The organism is Lentzea atacamensis, assembly GCF_003269295.1.
GTDB lineage: Bacteria > Actinomycetota > Actinomycetes > Mycobacteriales > Pseudonocardiaceae > Lentzea > Lentzea atacamensis.
In genome coordinates this window covers 85,186-100,446 of the sequence record NZ_QLTT01000004.1, presented here as the reverse complement: position 1 = coordinate 100,446, position 15,261 = coordinate 85,186, and the positions used below count along the sequence as shown (strand labels likewise).

The window sequence follows — 15,261 nt, the reverse complement described above, 5'->3', positions numbered from 1 at the left end:
ACGTACTCGCGAGGTCTGACAAGATCGTTCAGACGATCAGAACGGCTTCGTCTCCGCCGCGATCTCGCCCAGGATGTCGCTCAACGGCCGCGCCGACTGCACGCCCATGGTGGCCGCCGTGCCCGGAGGCACGTTCTCCGCGATGTCCGTACCGGCACACGTGACCCGGGACGCCGGCAGAATTCCGGAAACCAGGTACTTGTTGACCAGCGCGTCCACGCAGGCGTTGCGCCGCAACGCGTAGTGCCCGTGCTGCCCGTCGTTCGACACCGAGATCAACGGAACGTTGAGGTGCTCGGCCATGACCCGCCCGTTCGCGAGCGGAGTCTGCGTGTCACCGTCGGAGTTGATCACGATGCCGGCCGGGTACTTCCGCGTGATGGCCGGAATCTTCTCCGGCCGCTTGAACGCGCGGAACGTGCAGTTGGTGGGCGCCATGAAGTCGACGGTCCCGCCGTACGGGTTGGTGTCCCGCCACCGCTTCATGTCGTTGTAGTAGGTGTTGACGTCGGTGAACCAGTCCCACTCGCAGGTGACGGCCTGGTACGTGCCGGGCGAGGTGGGCTCGATGTCGCCCTTCTTCAACGCCGCCACGATCGCGGACGCCTCGGCGGGATCGGCGACCCCGGCCTTGATCGAAGCGATGTGACGCGAGAACGCCGCCCACGAACGACGGTACCGGGTGGCACCCACCGCGTAGTCGAAGGACGAAACGTCCGCGTACCCGCCGAACGGACCGGTCTTCAGCTTCGCGGCGATCGCGTCCAGCTCACCGCGCACGGCCGCGGCCGTGGTCCCGAGCCCGTAGGTGGAGTTGCGGGCCGCGGTCCACTCGGTCCACTTGCGAAGGTTGTCGGTGATGGCGTCCACCACGTCGACGTCCTGCTCGTGCCACGTCTTCAACGGGTCCAGCGCGGAGTCCAGCACGCTGCGATCCAGCGACTTCGGGAACATGGAGCCGAAGACGGCGCCGAGCTGGGTGCCGTACGAGTAGCCGACGTACGAGACCTTCTTCTCCCCCAACGCGCCGCGGATGACGTCCATGTCGCGGGCGGTGTTCATCGTCGACACGAAGCGACGCATCTCGCCGCCGCCGCGCTGGCAGTTGTCCTCGACGGCGCGCGCGTACTCGGACCAGTTCGCGAGCTGTGAATCCGTTGGGCGCGTGGGGAACTCGTCGTCACTCGGGGTGGAGATGCACCGCAGCTGCGTGGACCTGCCCACGCCGCGCGGGTCCATGCCGATCACGTCGTAGATCTTCAGCACCTCGGTCTGCGCGTTGAACCAGTGCACAGCGCCGAGGCCGGATCCGCCCGGCCCGCCGGGGTTCGTCAGCAGCACACCTCTGCGCCGCGCGGGGTCTGTGGCCTTCTTGCGGGAGATCGCGATCTCCAGATTGCCGTTGCCCGGGTTCTTGTAGTCCATCGGCACGATCACCGTGGCGCACTCGACACCCGTCGACGGCGACACCCAGCCGGCCGGGCACTCGGCCCACGCGACGGTCTGGTTGTAGTACTCGTCCAACGGCCCCGGTTCCGCATGGGCCGTTCCCACCAGGGACATGAGCAGCGGGGCGGCCAAAGCCGCCGCGCCCCAACGCTTTTTCACCGCGACACCCCTCCGATTCGGTCGTCGGCGACGACGCTTCCGCAGTCGCCGTCCCGATCGGAACCCCCGAAGGTCGGGTGAAATTCACCGCACCTCGCACACCTCGTAGGTGAGGACCAGGCCGTCGAGCACGCCCTTCGCGACCGCCTGCACGCGGTTCAACCAGCGGTAGCGGTCGTCGCCGGTCTCGAAGAGAGGAGCCGCGTACAACGGCTGGCCGAAGCCATTCGAGACGTCAACCCGTCCTGAGTAGTGCAGATACACGTAAGCGTTGTCCTGGGTGAGCAGTACAGAACGGACGTCCAGGGTCGCAGTGCCGTCTGGGCCGATGGTCAGCCAGTCGGCGGTCGACGTGCCGTGCATCGTGCCGCGCAAACGCTCGCCCTCGAACGTGCCCGACTCGACCTCGTAGATCAGCCGGTCGCCCGAGGGCGTTTTCGGGAGCAGGTAAGGCTTGCGCAAACGGGCGGTCATGGTTCCCAGCGGCACGAGCTCCATCACGCCACCGTCCCACCGTCGACGATGAGGATCGAGCCCGTCGTGTAGGCGGCGGCCGGTGAGGCCAGGTACGCCACGGCGCCCGCGACCTCCGCGGCCTCGCCGACCCGGCCCAACGCGGTCTTGGCGACCACCGCGGCGTGCAGGTCGTCGTTGCCCACAAGGGCAGCGGAGAAGTCCGTGCGGATCACGCCGGGAGCCACCGCGTTCACCCGGATCCCCACCGGACCGAGCTCGCGGGCCAGCGTCCGGGTCGCGCTGATCATCGCCGCCTTCGCCGCGGAGTAGAGCCCCATGAACGGCTCTGCCTTCAGCCCGGCGGCGGACACGATGTTGACGACCGACCCGCCACCCGTGCCGAGACCGGCGGCGACAGCGGCGCGAGTCAGTGCCAGAGGTGCGCGCACGTTCACGGCCATGATCTTGTCGAACGCCTTGGCGGACACGTCGATCAGCGGACCGAACGGCGGTGCGGCACCGGCGTTGTTCACCAGCACGTCGATGCGGCCGAAGCGGTCGGCGACGGACGACACGACGCCGGAGATCTCGTCGTCGCGGCCGATGTCGGCGACGACGGGCAGTGCCTCGACCTCGAACTCGCGCTCGACGGCCGCGGCGACCTCCTTGGTGGTCTCGGCCGTCCGCGCGACCACGGCAACGCTCGCCCCCGCGCGGGCCAGCGCGCGCACCGTTTCCAGACCGATGCCCCTGGTACCGCCGGTGACCAGCGCGACGTGTCCGATCAGCGAAAACGGGTTGCTCGACATGGCGGCGAAGTTATTCGGCACCGCGCCGGGCGACAACGACCACCGCTTATCTGCCGGGAAACCCCGTACACGGCGTGCGGCCTGCGGATTTGGTAGGAAGAGGTATGGATCCGGTCAAGGCGTTGAAGCAGGTGGCCTTCCACCTCGAACGGGCGGGCGAGCCGACCTACCGCGTCCAGGCCTTCCGCAACGCGGCGGCGGTCATCTCCGACCTGGACCCCGCCGAGGTCGAGAAGCGGGCGAAACTCGGCACGCTCACCGACCTGAAAGGCGTCGGGAAGGCGACGGCCGGCGTGGTGGTGGACGCACTCGCGAACCGGGAGCCGTCCTACCTCGCGAAGCTCCGGCACGTCGACCTCAGCGGCGGCGAGGAGCTGCGCGCGAAGCTCAAGGGCGACTGCCACGTCCACTCCGACTGGTCCGACGGCGGCAGCCCGATCAGGGAGATGGCAGAGGCGGCCCGCGACCTCGGCCACGAGTTCATGGTGCTGACCGACCACTCGCCGCGCCTGACCGTCGCGAATGGACTGTCCCGCGCCCGGCTGGAGAAGCAGCTCGAGGTCGTCGCCGAGCTGAACGTGGAACTGGCGCCGTTCCTGATCCTCACCGGCATCGAGGTCGACATCCTCGACGACGGCTCGCTCGACCAGGACGAGGACATGCTGGAACGACTGGACGTCGTGGTCGCGAGCGTCCACTCGAAACTGAAGATGCCGAAGGCCGAGATGACCGAACGGATGGTGACGGCGGTCGCGAACCCGCACGTCGACATCCTCGGCCACTGCACCGGCCGCCTCGTCGTGGGCAAGGGGCGCCCGGAGTCCCAGTTCGACGCGGAACGCGTCTTCGAGGCCTGCGCTGAGCACGGCACCGCTGTGGAGATCAACTCACGGCCAGAGCGCCTCGACCCGCCGCGCAGGCTGCTGAGCCTCGCCGTCGACGCGGGCTGCACGTTCTCGATCGACAGCGACGCGCACGCGCCCGGCCAGCTGGACTGGCTGAACTACGGTTGCGCGCGGGCGGAGGAGTGCGGCGTGACGCCGGACCTCGTGATCAACACCCGGCCCGCAGCTCGGCTGCTGTCCGGGTGAGGTGCTCGTACCAGGAGACCAGCGGGCCGGTGTCGGCCAGCGCGCGGCCCAGGGCGACCCGGCACAGGTCCCTGACCGGCTCGGGATCCCATCCGGACACCAGCTCGTCGAGCGTGCCCAGCGATCCGAGCGCGTACCGTTCCAGCCCCTCGCAGATCGGCACGACCGTCCCGTCCGCCTTGACCACGAGCGGGTCGACCCGGACGAACGCCGCAGGGTCCGCTCGCAGCAGTGCGGCGGACGTGACGTCGAACTGGACCTCGACGGCGTCGTCCTCGGCGACCCGGTTCAGCTCCACGGCCGCGTAGACGAGATCGACCCGGTCGACGCCGTGCGGGCGCACCCGCACCTTGCGCGCGCCCTCCCCCACTGCCTCGGTGGCCATGTCTCGGAGCAATGGCACGTTGTCCGGCACGAGGTCGATCATCACGGTCACCCGGTGACCGTCCGCGGCGCATTCACCCACATCGTCCAGCCCGACCACCAGCTCGGCTCCCGGCACGGCGGTGAGCCAGCGAGGGTCGTGGGCCTCGACTCCCATACCTCGTAGGAGCGTCCGTTCGGCCGACAAATACCTCCGTACCGCTCACCGGGCCATTTGGTTCTTCCATCTGGCTGTATCACGGGCGCCCCCGCTTCCATCACTGTGTGAACAAGCCGTCACCCACTCCCGCCACGGCGGCGAATGGGCCGATCAGGCGACTTGCGGTCACACCATCGGGAACACCCGAAACGGCCGCTGACGCGCGAACGACGTCATCTTCGGGGAGGGAGGGAGCATGCGCCGCCAATTCATCGTGCCAGCGGACTCGTGCGCCCGGAGTGCGGCCGAAGCCCGCCGCACGGTGTTGCGGGACCTCCACGACGGTGTTGGCCCGTCCCTCGCCGCCGTCGCTCTCGGACTGCGGTCGGCGCGGCAGCTGCTCACCTCCGACCCGGCTGGCGCCGCCCGGTTGCTCGCGGCGCTGGAGGACGAGATGCACTCCGCGATCGACGACATCAGGGCGCTGGTCGCGAGGGAGAACCCGGCCTCGGTGACGAAGCTCGGACTGGTCGGCGCGGTCGGGGAGTTCGTGGCGGCGCTGCGGTCAAGGCTGCGCGTCGCGATCGACGTCGTGGTGCTCGGCGAGATCCCGCCCCTGCCCGACGCGGTGAGCGTGGCGGCGTACCAGATCATCCGCGAGGCGCTGACGAACGTGGTCACCCACGCCGACGCGCGCACGTGCCAGGTGCGGCTGTGGTTCGACGCCGAGCTGCACGCCGAGGTTGTCGACGACGGGGTGGGGGCGGCTGAGGTGTCGACCGGGGTGGGTCTGGCTTCGATGCGCCGGCGAGCCAGCGAACTCGGAGGGAACTGCCGCGTCGAGCCACGGCACGGTGGCGGCACCAGGCTCGCGGCCGCTCTCCCCCTGTCATGACCTTGCGCGCCCTGGTCGTGGACGACCATCCCCTGTTCCGCCGCGGCGTGATGGCGGCGCTGACCGACAGCGGCATCGACGTCGTCGGCGAAGCATCCGGTGGCACGGTCGCCGTCGAGCTTGCGCAGCAGCTGCAACCCGACGTGATCGTGATGGACCTCAACATGCCCGATCTCGGCGGTGTCGAGGCGACCCGCCGGATCGTCACCGCACGGCCGTCCGCACACGTGCTCGTGCTGACCATGTTCGAGGACGACGAGTCGGTGTTCGCGGCGATGCGCGCCGGCGCGCGCGGGTATCTGGTGAAGTCCTCGCGCCCTCAGCAGATCGTGGACGCCGTGCGCGCCGTCGGTGAGGGTGAGGCGATCTTCAGCCCTGCGGTCGCCACGCGGTTGCTCGACTTCTTCGCCACCGCACCACGTCCGAGCACGCTCCCGGAGCTCACCGGGCGCGAACGCGAGGTCGCCCGGCTCATGGCGGACGGCAAGGGCAACGCGGTGATCGCGCGGGAGTTGTTCCTGAGCACCAAAACCGTGCGCAACCACGTGTCCAACATCCTCCGGAAGTTGCAGGTCGCAGATCGTGCCCAGGCCATAGACCTGTTCCGGGACAGTTCGGGATGACTGCCCCTGTCGACCGGGACGTTCCCGGCCCGATGATTGCAGTGTTGGTTCTTTCGGGCTGAAGTCAGAAGGGGAGCTGATGAATGCCGAACCCGTCACCGTCGTCCTCCACGCCACCGACTCGATCACCCGCGCCGGCGTGACGGTCGCACTGCGTTCCCGGCCGGAGATCCGGCTGGTCGAACCGGAGACCGCCGAGAGCTGCGTCGCGCTCGTCGTCGCGGAACGTCTCGACGAGAACGTCCTGCAGCTGCTGAGAAAGCTGCAGTGCCAGCCCAACCCCGGCATCGTGCTCGTCGCCGGTGACGTGGCCGACTCCGAGCTGCTCGACATCGTCGGCAGTGGCGTCTCCGCGGTGCTGCGCCGCGCCGACGCCACCCCGGACACGCTGGTCCGGCTGATCCGCGCGGCACACGCCGGGGAGGGGTCGCTGCCCGCGGATCTGCTCGGCCGGCTGCTCGGCCGCGTGTCCCAGCTGCAGCGCAACGTGTTGCGTCCCAACGGGCTCAACCTCGCCGGCATGTCCAGCAGGGAGACCGAGGTGCTGCGGATGATCGCCGACGGACTCGAGACCAGGGAGATCGCGGAGCGGCTGTGCTACTCGCAGCGGACGGTGAAGTCGATCCTGCACGACATCACCAACCGCTTCCAGCTGCGCAACCGCGCCCACGCCGTGGCCTTCGCCCTCCGTGAGGGCCTGATCTAGAGCGAAGGCCCGAGCTGACGTCACTCCGCACGCCCGTTGAGCACCACCGAAGGTGTGCACGCGCCCTTGGGCTGCGGGTTCTGGCAGCTCACCCGGAACACGATCTTCTCTCCCGGCTGGAACCGCAGTGGTTCCTGGAAGTGCTCGTCGCGGTCCCGGAAGTTCCCGAGCCCGATCACCCTGATGACCGTGCGCGTCCCGCCCGCGTCCCGGACGAGCTGGGCCGTACCCAGGTCGCTCTTGGCGTTCTCGAAGAAGATGTCCTTGATGTACAAGGTCTTCTTGACGTCCGGAGGGGTGAAGGTCACCTCGGTGAACGCGCCGGCGTTCGCCACGATCGGCGAAGTGATGTCGATCCGGAAGGTCACCGGTTCGCCCTTCTCGGCGGGCTTGGGCAGCGTGGGTGTCGTGTTGGTGTCGCCCGGCTTGAGGCCCAGCGCGCCCAGTGCCTGACCGGCGTTCGCGGCCGCCTGCTTCGACTCCTCCTTGGCAGCGCCGGCCGCGCTGGCCGCCTCCTCGCTCTTCTGCTTGATCTCCGCGCTCTCCTGCTGCATCGCCTCGCGGGCTGCGGACTTCACGGCCGGCTTGAGCACGGTGAACCACAACGCCACCAGCGCGGCCGCGAGCAGCAGGAGCGCGATCAGGGCCGGCAGCAACCACTTCGGCAGCAGCTGGCGCTGGACCATGGTGCCCTGGGCGATCAACGGGTCGCCCTGCTCCGGCACGACCTCGACCTGGAACGGGTGCCGCTGGGGTTCACCGCGCAGGAACGTCTTGCGCGGCTTGGCCCGCAGCCGCACGAACGCGGTGGTGCCCGGCGGCAGCGCGATCTCGGAGCGGTCCAGCCGGAACTCCAGCTCGTCCTCCGGGTCGATCGGCCGCAGCCGCAGGACCGCGGGCGCGTTGCCCACGTTGTCGACGGCGACCTCGTACTTGGCCCTCCTGGCGCCCTCCGCCTTGGCGGGCACCAGTTCCGCGGCGATGTCGGTGAACGCGCCGACCACGACGACGCCCTCTTCGACGACCGAGCCGTGCGGGTCCTCGCGCGAGATGACCCGCACGCCGAACGGGACGGAACCCGCGTAGACGCCAGGGTCGCGTGGCGGCGCGAACCGGATGAGCACGGGCGCGGACTCACCGGGGTTGAGGTTGACCACGCCCGGTTCGGCCTGGCTCCACGGCGCGGCATCGCCGACGACGTCGATCGTGAACTGGTCCACCAGCTCGCCCGCGTTGCGCACCATCACCTGGCAGGTGACGTCTCCGCCCGGTGCGACCGACAGGTCCGAAGTGGACAGTGTCGCTGTTGCTCCCATGACTAGCAGTCTCCTTCTTTCCCTGTCCCCCGCACAGCGGCGGTGGAGGCGTGGCCGGGTGCGCTCATCGCTGCCCGTTGGGGAAGCCGGTCAGCCGCGCTCGACGAAGTACGACGGCTGCACGGTGTTCGGCAGCGCGAGGAAGTCCCCGGACTTCACCTCGCCGAACCTCGTTCCCTCGACCGGGGTGGCTGTCGCCTGCCGGATTCCTTCGGTGTCGTTGTGGAAGACCAGCATCTGCGCGACGAACGTGCCGTCGGCGGTGGTGACCTCTCCCGGTGTCTCGGCGATGCCGGCGGTCCAGCCGAGCCGCACCTTCGCACCGGGCGGGAAGTCCTTGCCCTGCAGCGACACCACTCCGCCGAGCGGACCGGCCTGCTGGTCCAGGGTCAGCGTCGGCTGCTTGATCACGATCCGGGTCGCGGCGACGTTGTCCTGCGCGTTCTCGTCCGGGCCGGTGGCGATCACGACGCCGGCCAGCTCGCGGTCGACGGCCTGGGTGGCCGGGATCGTGAACCCGACCTCGGCCTGGCCGTCGGGCCCGAGGGTGCCGACCGCGCACTCGGGGTCGCAACCGAACGCGGAGGCGACGACGCGCACGCCGGTCAGCGTCGAGCCGGAACTGTTGAGCAGCTTGAAGGTCACCGTCACGTCGTCACCGCCGACGAACGCCGGCTGAGGGCTCGCCGACAGCGCGAGCGAGAGCGATCCGGTCCGTTCCAGGACCTGCACGGTGACCCGCGACGTGATGGCGCCGACCGCGGCCGTCACCACGTGCTCTCCCGCCGTGACACCGGTGGCCTCGCCGCTCACGACCTTCCGCTCGCCCGGCGCGATCGGGCCGATGTTCCCACCGGCCGGTCCGCCCGTCAGACCTTCCGGCACGGTCACCGTGAGCGTGGCGGGAGCGGGCGCGAAGCCGATGTTCACGACGGCGACCTCGATCGTCGTCTTACCGTTGAAGGGGATCTCGGCGGGCGTCGCGGTCGTGGTCACCGTGAGCTTCGCAAGTCGTTGCACGGCGGGCTGACTGCCGTTCTCCGTCAGGAGTCGCGGCGGCGTGCCGTCCTGCACCGCCACGGTCCACAGGTCCGGTGGCAGCTCCTGGTTGGTGGCCTGGAAGACGATCCTGGTGCCGTCCGGGAGCCAGGCGGGGTTCCTCGGGCGTTCGGCGTCCTCGGTGCCGCGGACGACCACGCGGGCGCCGGAACCGTCCGCACCGACCACGCAGATCTGCCCGTCCTGTGCGACGGCGAGGCTCTTGCCGTCCGGGGACCATGCCGGATCCTCGCTCGGGCGGTCCCGGCACGGCTCGCCGAAGCGTTCGGACAGGTTGATCTGCGAGCTGCCGTCCGGGGTGACGAGCCAGACGGCGGGGTCTTCCCGGTCGGCCGACGTGACGGTGACGACCGCCGTGTCGGTGCCGGTGTTGCCCCGCGCGTCGGTTGCGGTGCAGGTGACTCGGGTGACGCCGATCGGGAACACGGTGCCGGACGGCGGTGTGCACACCGGCGTGAGCGGCCGGTTCTGGCTGTCGGTGGCGGTGGCCAGGTAGGTGACCGTCGCGCCGGTGCCGTTCTGGGCCTGCACGATCACGTCGTTGACGCGCACCAGCGGTTCGACCAGGTCCGCGACCCGGACGGTGACGGTCTGAAGGCGGCCGGGACGGACGTCCGGCTCGTTGTTGAGCCGGAACTCGATGGTGCAGCGCAGCGTGCTGCCGGGCGTGGCGTCCGGGGAGACCGTGAACTTCTCGGCGAACGTCACGTCCTCGCCGCTCGGCCCGGTGACCGGTCCGGGCGGGGTGAGCTCGACGGTGAGACCGGTGTCGCACTTCGGCACCGGGGTGACCGTGACGTCGAGGTCCCTGATGCCGTCGAGGATTGCCGTCTTGATCTGCTCCTCGCCGCCCTTCACGTACTTCTGCAGCGAGCCCTTGGGATCCTCGATGATCCTGTCGATCTGCTTCTCCGAGTTGAGGCCGCGCTGGGCGTTGCCGCTGTCGACACCGACCACGCGGATGTTGGCGCGCTTGAGCTCTGCGATGGCGTTGTCGACGGAGTCCTTGCCCGTGACCAGGTTCTCCGCGGTCGGCTCGTCACCGATGATGACGACGACCTTGCTCGCGTCCTGGCGGAACTCGAACGCGCGGGTGGCGGTCTCGATCAGCGCGTTCGCCCAGACCTCCGTGGAGTTGGCGTCCTCGACCAGCCCGACCCTCCCGACCGCGGCCACGGCGTCGTCGACGTTGCTGGTGAGCACCTGGTGGCGCTTGAACACGTTGCCCTTGTTCTCCGCGCCCGCGTAGATGGCGACGCCGAACCTGGTCTCCGGCTGCTCCTTCTTGACCTCCTCCATGATGTCCCTGAGCTGTCCCTGCACGCCTGACAGCTCGTCGAACATCGAGCGGCTGATGTCGATGAGCAGCACGACGTCCGGCTTCGGTGGGATGCGCGGGGTGTGCACGACCTGCTGGAGGTCGAACGTGCTGCCCCGGCGGGACGGGCGGTCGGTGTCGGGCACCTCGATCTCCGGTGGCGGAGGAATGAGGTTGCTGGAGCGCCTGGTGATCGCGATGGTCCTGCCGTCGGGTGACCAGTCCGGCTGGGTGTCGTCGGCGGTGAGGTGGCCGGGGATCGGGATCTCGCCGGTCTTGGCGCCGTCGGACACGCGGTGGATCTGGATGATCGGGCGGGAGCCCTCGCCGTCCGGGATCCGGGTGACGGCGGCGATCATCGTCCCGTCCGGGGACCACGCCGGTTGCGACTGCGACCGCGTCTCGTTGTTGAGGCGCCTGGGACTCGTGCCGTCGGCGTTGGCGATCATGACGCGGTTCTCGTCGGTGTAGGCGAGCCTGGTGCCGTCGAGCGAGAACGCCGGGTCCTGCTGGCCGCGCGGGCTCCTCGTCAGGTTCGTGCGCGCGTTTCCGTTGCTGTCCACGGTGAAGACGTCGCGGTTGTCGTTCTCCAGGCTGGAGAAACCGATCCTGAACGGCTCGGGCTCCGGCGCCGGTTGGGCGCGGGTGACGGGAACCGGCGTCGCCAGCAACGCCACGAGCAACAACGGAAGTGCGCGCACGGTCATTTCACCTGCTTCTCGAACAGCTCGATCTCACTGATCGCCGTGTCGGTGCTCTCGCTCGACGGGTAGACGCCCGCGATCAGCACCTGGACCTGCTTGACGCCGTCGCCGTTCTTGATGTCGTGCTGCTGCTCGTCCGGCTTGTCGGTGAGCTTGATGTCGTGGGTCTTGCCGGTGTCGAACACCAGCGTGAGGCGCTGCGGCCGCGCGGTCCCCAGGTACTTCTTGCCGTCGCCGTTGTGGACGATCATCCGGCGCAGGTCCGTGACGTGGTCGAACTGGATTGTCAGCGCCGCGGTCTTCGGGTCGGGGGCGGCCCAGAAGGTGGCCTTGTTGTTGTCCATGGCGAGTTTCGCGGGGTGGTCTGGGCGTTCCTGCGCGGCCGAGACCACGCTCTGCCGCACCGGAACCAGGTCCTCGGTGAAGATGCCGGCGACCGCGTCCTTGGCCGTGACGACCTGGGTGTTGACGGTGCCGCGGAACGGCTGGGAGAACGCGTAGAGGCCACCGAACAGCAGCACCGCGAGCGCGAGCAGCCAGCGGAAGGCCGTGCCGATGCCCTGGCGGACCTTCGTCGCCCTCCTGGTCTGGGGCGGGCGGCTGCCGCGTTCCCTGACCTTCGGGCCTTTCGCAGGCAGCCAGCGCTTCCACCACGGCTGCTTCTGGGTGACCGCGTCGTGCAGCGAATGGCCGCAGACGCCGCAGAACTTCCTGGTCGGCACGTTGCCGGACCCGCACTGGCCGCAGATCAGGTCACCGGGCTGGGCCTGGCGCCTCATCGTCTGTTGTGGACGGTGGTGCGGCTGCGGCTGCGGCGCGGCGTCCGGGCGGACCGGGCTGGCCTGCACCTGCGCTCCGGTCCACTTGAGGAAGTCACCGCAGTTGCCGCAGAACTCGGCGTTGGGCGCGTTGTGCTCCCCGCACGTCTGGCAGACGATCATGTGGTCACCTCGATGGTCGTGGCGACGTGGGCGGGCACCATCCGGCGCACCGCCGCGGTGATCCGCGCCCGGTCGACCGCTTCCGGGTTCGGCACCCGGATGCGGATCAGCACGTGCGCGGGAGAACTGCCCGGGATCGGGCCTTCCGGGCGGGTCGAGACGGAGGTTCCGCCGCTGTCCGCGATGTCCACCCGGCCGCCGGTGAGGAGCCAGACGTGTTCGGCCAGGCCCCTTCTCGTGCCGCAGAACCGGTGCAGGTGCACGGCTCTGGCGACCAGCTCGCGGCGCTGGGCGGCGGACCAGCTCTCGTCGAGGTCCAGGGCCACCCAGCCGGCCAGCCAGTCGACGAAGTCCGCCGGGGCGAGGCGCGGGTCGAGGTAGGCCGCGAAGCAGTCGAGGACGGTGAAAACAGGGGCGATGACCTCGTCCAGGGCCCGGGTGAAGCGCTGGGTGAAGTCGTCGTCGGTGTAGACGGAGGGCATGCGCTCGCCCAGCGGGTGCGGCGAGATCAGTTCGTCGACGGCACTACGCATTGCCACACCTCGACTCCTCGTCTCGTTGCCCGAGAACCTCGATCTCGGCGCGCATGTCAGCTCCTCGCCACTCGGACCTGGTGCCCGTAGGAGAAGGCCAGTCCGTTCGGCGGCAGGTCGATCCGCTGCACCGCCTGGCCCCTCTCCCCGGTCAGCAGGTTGGCCGCGAACAACCGGACGTCCTCGACCAGCTCCACGCCCGCGATCCGTTGCAGCACCGCGTAGACCTCCCCCGAGTGCACCGGCCGTCCGAACGGCCACCCGTCGCCGTCCGCTCCGCCGCGGATCGGGTCGAGGTAGTCGCCCAGCGCGTCGATCGCCCTGGCCCTGACCGCCTCGGTCGGCGTTCCCGTGCGGGCCCTGAGGTCCGCGACGACCGTGACGCCCTGGTAGAACGGCGGCTCGACGCTCACCCGCGCGCCGACGCACCTCCGCGCGTCGAGGTGCCGGGCGATCCGTTCGAGCGTCTCCTGGTCGACCTGGAACGCCGCGAAGTTCGGTTCCTCGTGCTCGGGCACCGCGGGCACGACCAGCACGCGCACCCCGTCGTCACCAGGCGCGCACCGCACCCGCGCGACCTCAGGAGCGGCCTCTCGCGCGAGAATCTCGTAGTCCTCCGCCGTCACCGCCCGATCCCTGGTCCGCAGCGACAGCGGGCCTCTCAGCGCCGCGTCCTCGACCGACTCCCCCGCGACACCACCGCGGCCGGGCTTGCGGTTGGTCACGTTGCTGACGAACGGCACCGGATCCCGTTGCACGGTCACGAGGTTGCGGGCGACGTTGCCCCGCAGCCCGCCGCCCGTGCGGTATTCGGGCACCCGGATCGCCGCCGACTTCGCGGGCACGGCGCCGTAGTGCCGCAGCGTGCCGTCCTGCTGCCGCACCGCCGGGCCGAAGATGATCTGGCCTTCGATGTTGTCCAGCAGGAAGTGACGGTCCTGCGGGCCCGACTCGACGAACGTGGGCACCTCGGTCCAGGTGTCCCAGCCCTCGGTGGTCGCGACCTCGACGGTGATCGGCGCGCCTGCCACGACCGGGGTGCGGGCGAGCGGGAACCGCTGGCCCGCCACACCTTCCGAGACACCGATGGTCTCGCCCTTCACCACGTCGGCGTGCACGGCCTCGGTGGTGCCACCGATCGTGGCGGCGGTGACGTCGCGGATCTTCGGTGAGCGCTGGTAGAACGGCTGGCCCTGCCACAGTTCGGCGGCCCGGCACCGCAACCAGCCGGCCCGCTGCCTGACCATGATCGACGTGGTGTGGCCCGGCGGGACGTGCACGACGACGTCGCCCGCGGAGTTGAAGCCGCCGTTGGTGAAGTGGTCGACCTCGCAGGCGGTCCAGCCCTCGCTCGTCCACGCCTCCCACACCCACGGCGGGTCGGCCGGGTTGATGCCGGAGCCCATCGGGTCGCAGTCGAACCTGAGCAGCACCGCGCAGCCGGGGACGGCGTTGGAGAGGCCGAACAGCACGGCGTCGCCCGGCTCCGGCTGCTCGCTGAACGCCGATGGCTCCTTGGCCGCCTTGAGGTCGTCGGTGCGGTCGACGGGCTGGCCGTTCGCCGTCGCCGTGGCGAGGTGCGAGAGCTCGCAGGGCGTGATTGCGAGCGGGCGGTCGACCGTGAACACGACCGGCTCCTCGACGCCCTTGCGCTGGGTCGCGACCTGGTTGCCCTGCGGGACCTCCACCGGCGCGGGCTGGGGCGCGGACAGCCAGTAGGTGACGTCCACGCGTGCGGCGGTCGGGGCGAACAGCTCGACGCCGATGAGGTCGAGAAACCTGAGGTAGTTCAGCCTGGGCACGCGGTTGAGCCGGTACATCAGCTCGTCGACCATGTGCGCGAAGGCCTCGATCAGCGTGACGCCGGGGTCGGACACGTTGTGGTCGGTCCACTCGGGACAGTGTTGCTGAACGCGGCGCTTGGCCTCGTCGACGAGCTGCTGGAAGCGCCGGTCGTCCAGGTTCGGCAAGGGAAGCGGCATCACGCACCGTCCTCGTGCGGCGGTATGACGTAGAACGGGAAGACGAGGTTGCGCGGGTCGTTGGTGTTGCGCAGGGTGTAGCGGATGTCGATCAGCAGGGTGCCGTTGTCGGCCTCGGCGAAGTCGACGATCACGTCGGTGAGGTCGATGCGCGGTTCCCACCGCTCCAGCGACAGCCGCACCTCGTAGGCGATCTGCCCGGCCGTCGTGGAGTCGGCGGGCGCGAACACGAGGTCGTGGATCGCGCAGCCGAACTCGGGCCGCATGGGGCGTTCGCCCGGTGCGGTCGCGAGGATCAGCCGGATGCTCTCGACGATCTCGCGGTCGCCGTCGACGAGCGCCACCGATCCCGTCGCGTCGGTGCGGACGGGAAAGCTGAGGCCCCTGCCGATGAAGTCCACCGCTCATCCTCCGATCAGGACGGTCGGGCAGCCGGGCGGCAGGATCGGCGCGCCACAGCCGCTCATGTCACCCACGCGGGCCGCGGGTTTGCCGCCGATCAGCACGGTCGGGCAGCCCGGCGGGATGACCGGCGTCGGCGGGTGCACGGCGGGCGGCGGGAACGAGCAGGTGTGCATCGACCCGACCGTCGCGGCGGGCAGTCCGCCGATGAGCACGGTCGGGACACCGGGCGGCATGATGACGCCGGGGTGCCCGGTCATGTCTCCGACTCTTGCTGCGGGTGGCATGGTCCGTT

15 protein-coding genes are annotated in these 15,261 nt (G+C 69.8%); 4 read left to right on the top strand and 11 right to left on the bottom strand.

Annotation, left to right across the window (positions count from 1 at the left end; genetic code table 11):
• Window positions 1–36: 36 nt before the first annotated feature.
• The 3 genes from C8D87_RS19385 to C8D87_RS19375 form a co-directional block, all read right to left on the bottom strand.
• Complete coding sequence (locus C8D87_RS19385) at window positions 37–1,608, bottom strand: alpha/beta fold hydrolase (protein WP_146771776.1); 1,572 nt, start codon at window positions 1,606–1,608, stop codon at window positions 37–39.
• Window positions 1,609–1,692: 84 nt separating this feature from the next.
• Window positions 1,693–2,106 (bottom strand): DUF3237 domain-containing protein, encoded by a 414-nt coding sequence (locus C8D87_RS19380; RefSeq protein WP_109637220.1) that lies wholly within the window; start codon window positions 2,104–2,106, stop codon window positions 1,693–1,695.
• Entirely contained in the window at window positions 2,106–2,873 is a 768-nt protein-coding gene (locus tag C8D87_RS19375; protein WP_112227818.1) for an SDR family NAD(P)-dependent oxidoreductase, read from the bottom strand. Before C8D87_RS19375 ends, C8D87_RS19380 begins: the two co-directional genes overlap by 1 nt.
• A 104-nt stretch (window positions 2,874–2,977) precedes the next feature.
• On the opposite strand from C8D87_RS19375, the gene C8D87_RS19370 reads away from it, so the two are divergent.
• Window positions 2,978–3,964: a PHP domain-containing protein gene (locus C8D87_RS19370; RefSeq protein WP_112227817.1), complete on the top strand. Its 987-nt coding sequence runs from the start codon at window positions 2,978–2,980 to the stop codon at window positions 3,962–3,964.
• Here C8D87_RS19370 and C8D87_RS19365 read toward each other — a convergent pair.
• A complete protein-coding gene (locus C8D87_RS19365) occupies window positions 3,927–4,505 on the bottom strand; it encodes a hypothetical protein (RefSeq protein ID WP_112227816.1) in 579 nt (192 codons plus the stop codon). The two genes, C8D87_RS19370 and C8D87_RS19365, sit on opposite strands and share 38 nt — an antisense overlap.
• Before the next feature lie 238 nt (window positions 4,506–4,743).
• Between C8D87_RS19365 and C8D87_RS19360 the strand changes: the two genes are divergently transcribed.
• The 3 genes from C8D87_RS19360 to C8D87_RS19350 all read left to right on the top strand — a co-directional run bounded on the left by C8D87_RS19360 (window position 4,744) and on the right by C8D87_RS19350 (window position 6,711).
• Entirely contained in the window at window positions 4,744–5,382 is a 639-nt protein-coding gene (locus tag C8D87_RS19360; protein ID WP_112227815.1) for a sensor histidine kinase, read from the top strand.
• Window positions 5,379–6,005: a response regulator gene (locus C8D87_RS19355; RefSeq protein WP_112227814.1), complete on the top strand. Its 627-nt coding sequence runs from the start codon at window positions 5,379–5,381 to the stop codon at window positions 6,003–6,005. The genes C8D87_RS19360 and C8D87_RS19355 overlap by 4 nt, the downstream gene beginning before the upstream one ends.
• A gap of 79 nt (window positions 6,006–6,084) precedes the next feature.
• Window positions 6,085–6,711, top strand: coding sequence for a response regulator transcription factor (locus C8D87_RS19350; RefSeq protein ID WP_109637214.1), 627 nt, complete (start codon window positions 6,085–6,087; stop codon window positions 6,709–6,711).
• A 20-nt stretch (window positions 6,712–6,731) separates the two neighbouring features.
• On the opposite strand, the gene C8D87_RS19345 is transcribed toward C8D87_RS19350, so the two are convergent.
• From C8D87_RS19345 to C8D87_RS19315, 7 genes are all read right to left on the bottom strand, one after another.
• Window positions 6,732–8,027: a COG1470 family protein gene (locus C8D87_RS19345; RefSeq protein WP_112227813.1), complete on the bottom strand. Its 1,296-nt coding sequence runs from the start codon at window positions 8,025–8,027 to the stop codon at window positions 6,732–6,734.
• 90 nt (window positions 8,028–8,117) lie between these two features.
• The gene (locus C8D87_RS19340) at window positions 8,118–11,111 is read right to left on the bottom strand and encodes a VWA domain-containing protein (RefSeq protein ID WP_112227812.1); all 2,994 of its coding nucleotides are present in this window, start codon (window positions 11,109–11,111) and stop codon (window positions 8,118–8,120) included.
• Window positions 11,108–12,049 carry a zinc ribbon domain-containing protein gene (locus C8D87_RS19335; RefSeq protein WP_112227811.1) on the bottom strand — a complete coding sequence of 314 codons (942 nt, stop codon included), beginning with the start codon at window positions 12,047–12,049 and terminating at the stop codon, window positions 11,108–11,110. The genes C8D87_RS19340 and C8D87_RS19335 overlap by 4 nt, the downstream gene beginning before the upstream one ends.
• Complete coding sequence (locus tag C8D87_RS19330; RefSeq protein WP_112227810.1) at window positions 12,046–12,582, bottom strand: phage tail protein; 537 nt, start codon at window positions 12,580–12,582, stop codon at window positions 12,046–12,048. Before C8D87_RS19330 ends, C8D87_RS19335 begins: the two co-directional genes overlap by 4 nt.
• A 56-nt stretch (window positions 12,583–12,638) precedes the next feature.
• Entirely contained in the window at window positions 12,639–14,564 is a 1,926-nt protein-coding gene (locus C8D87_RS19325; RefSeq protein ID WP_112228236.1) for a putative baseplate assembly protein, read from the bottom strand.
• Window positions 14,564–14,965, bottom strand: coding sequence for a GPW/gp25 family protein (locus C8D87_RS19320; RefSeq protein ID WP_112227809.1), 402 nt, complete (start codon window positions 14,963–14,965; stop codon window positions 14,564–14,566). The genes C8D87_RS19325 and C8D87_RS19320 overlap by 1 nt, the downstream gene beginning before the upstream one ends.
• Before the next feature lie 3 nt (window positions 14,966–14,968).
• Entirely contained in the window at window positions 14,969–15,253 is a 285-nt protein-coding gene (locus tag C8D87_RS19315) for a PAAR domain-containing protein (protein WP_109637208.1), read from the bottom strand.
• Window positions 15,254–15,261: the final 8 nt, after the last annotated feature.

Excerpts from the sequence above, each read along its gene's own strand:
- C8D87_RS19380 (WP_109637220.1), bottom strand. The coding sequence starts at position 2,106 with ATGGAGCTCGTGCCGCTGGGAACCATGACCGCCCGTTTGCGCAAGCCT.
- C8D87_RS19375 (WP_112227818.1), bottom strand. The coding sequence starts at position 2,873 with ATGTCGAGCAACCCGTTTTCGCTGATCGGACACGTCGCGCTGGTCACC.
- C8D87_RS19370 (WP_112227817.1), top strand. The coding sequence starts at position 2,978 with ATGGATCCGGTCAAGGCGTTGAAGCAGGTGGCCTTCCACCTCGAACGG.
- C8D87_RS19365 (WP_112227816.1), bottom strand. The coding sequence starts at position 4,505 with ATGGGAGTCGAGGCCCACGACCCTCGCTGGCTCACCGCCGTGCCGGGA.
- C8D87_RS19360 (WP_112227815.1), top strand. The coding sequence starts at position 4,744 with ATGCGCCGCCAATTCATCGTGCCAGCGGACTCGTGCGCCCGGAGTGCG.
- C8D87_RS19355 (WP_112227814.1), top strand. The coding sequence starts at position 5,379 with ATGACCTTGCGCGCCCTGGTCGTGGACGACCATCCCCTGTTCCGCCGC.
- C8D87_RS19350 (WP_109637214.1), top strand. The coding sequence starts at position 6,085 with ATGAATGCCGAACCCGTCACCGTCGTCCTCCACGCCACCGACTCGATC.
- C8D87_RS19345 (WP_112227813.1), bottom strand. The coding sequence starts at position 8,027 with ATGGGAGCAACAGCGACACTGTCCACTTCGGACCTGTCGGTCGCACCG.
- C8D87_RS19340 (WP_112227812.1), bottom strand. The coding sequence starts at position 11,111 with ATGACCGTGCGCGCACTTCCGTTGTTGCTCGTGGCGTTGCTGGCGACG.
- C8D87_RS19335 (WP_112227811.1), bottom strand. The coding sequence starts at position 12,049 with ATGATCGTCTGCCAGACGTGCGGGGAGCACAACGCGCCCAACGCCGAG.
- C8D87_RS19330 (WP_112227810.1), bottom strand. The coding sequence starts at position 12,582 with ATGCGTAGTGCCGTCGACGAACTGATCTCGCCGCACCCGCTGGGCGAG.
- C8D87_RS19325 (WP_112228236.1), bottom strand. The coding sequence starts at position 14,564 with ATGCCGCTTCCCTTGCCGAACCTGGACGACCGGCGCTTCCAGCAGCTC.
- C8D87_RS19315 (WP_109637208.1), bottom strand. The coding sequence starts at position 15,253 with ATGCCACCCGCAGCAAGAGTCGGAGACATGACCGGGCACCCCGGCGTC.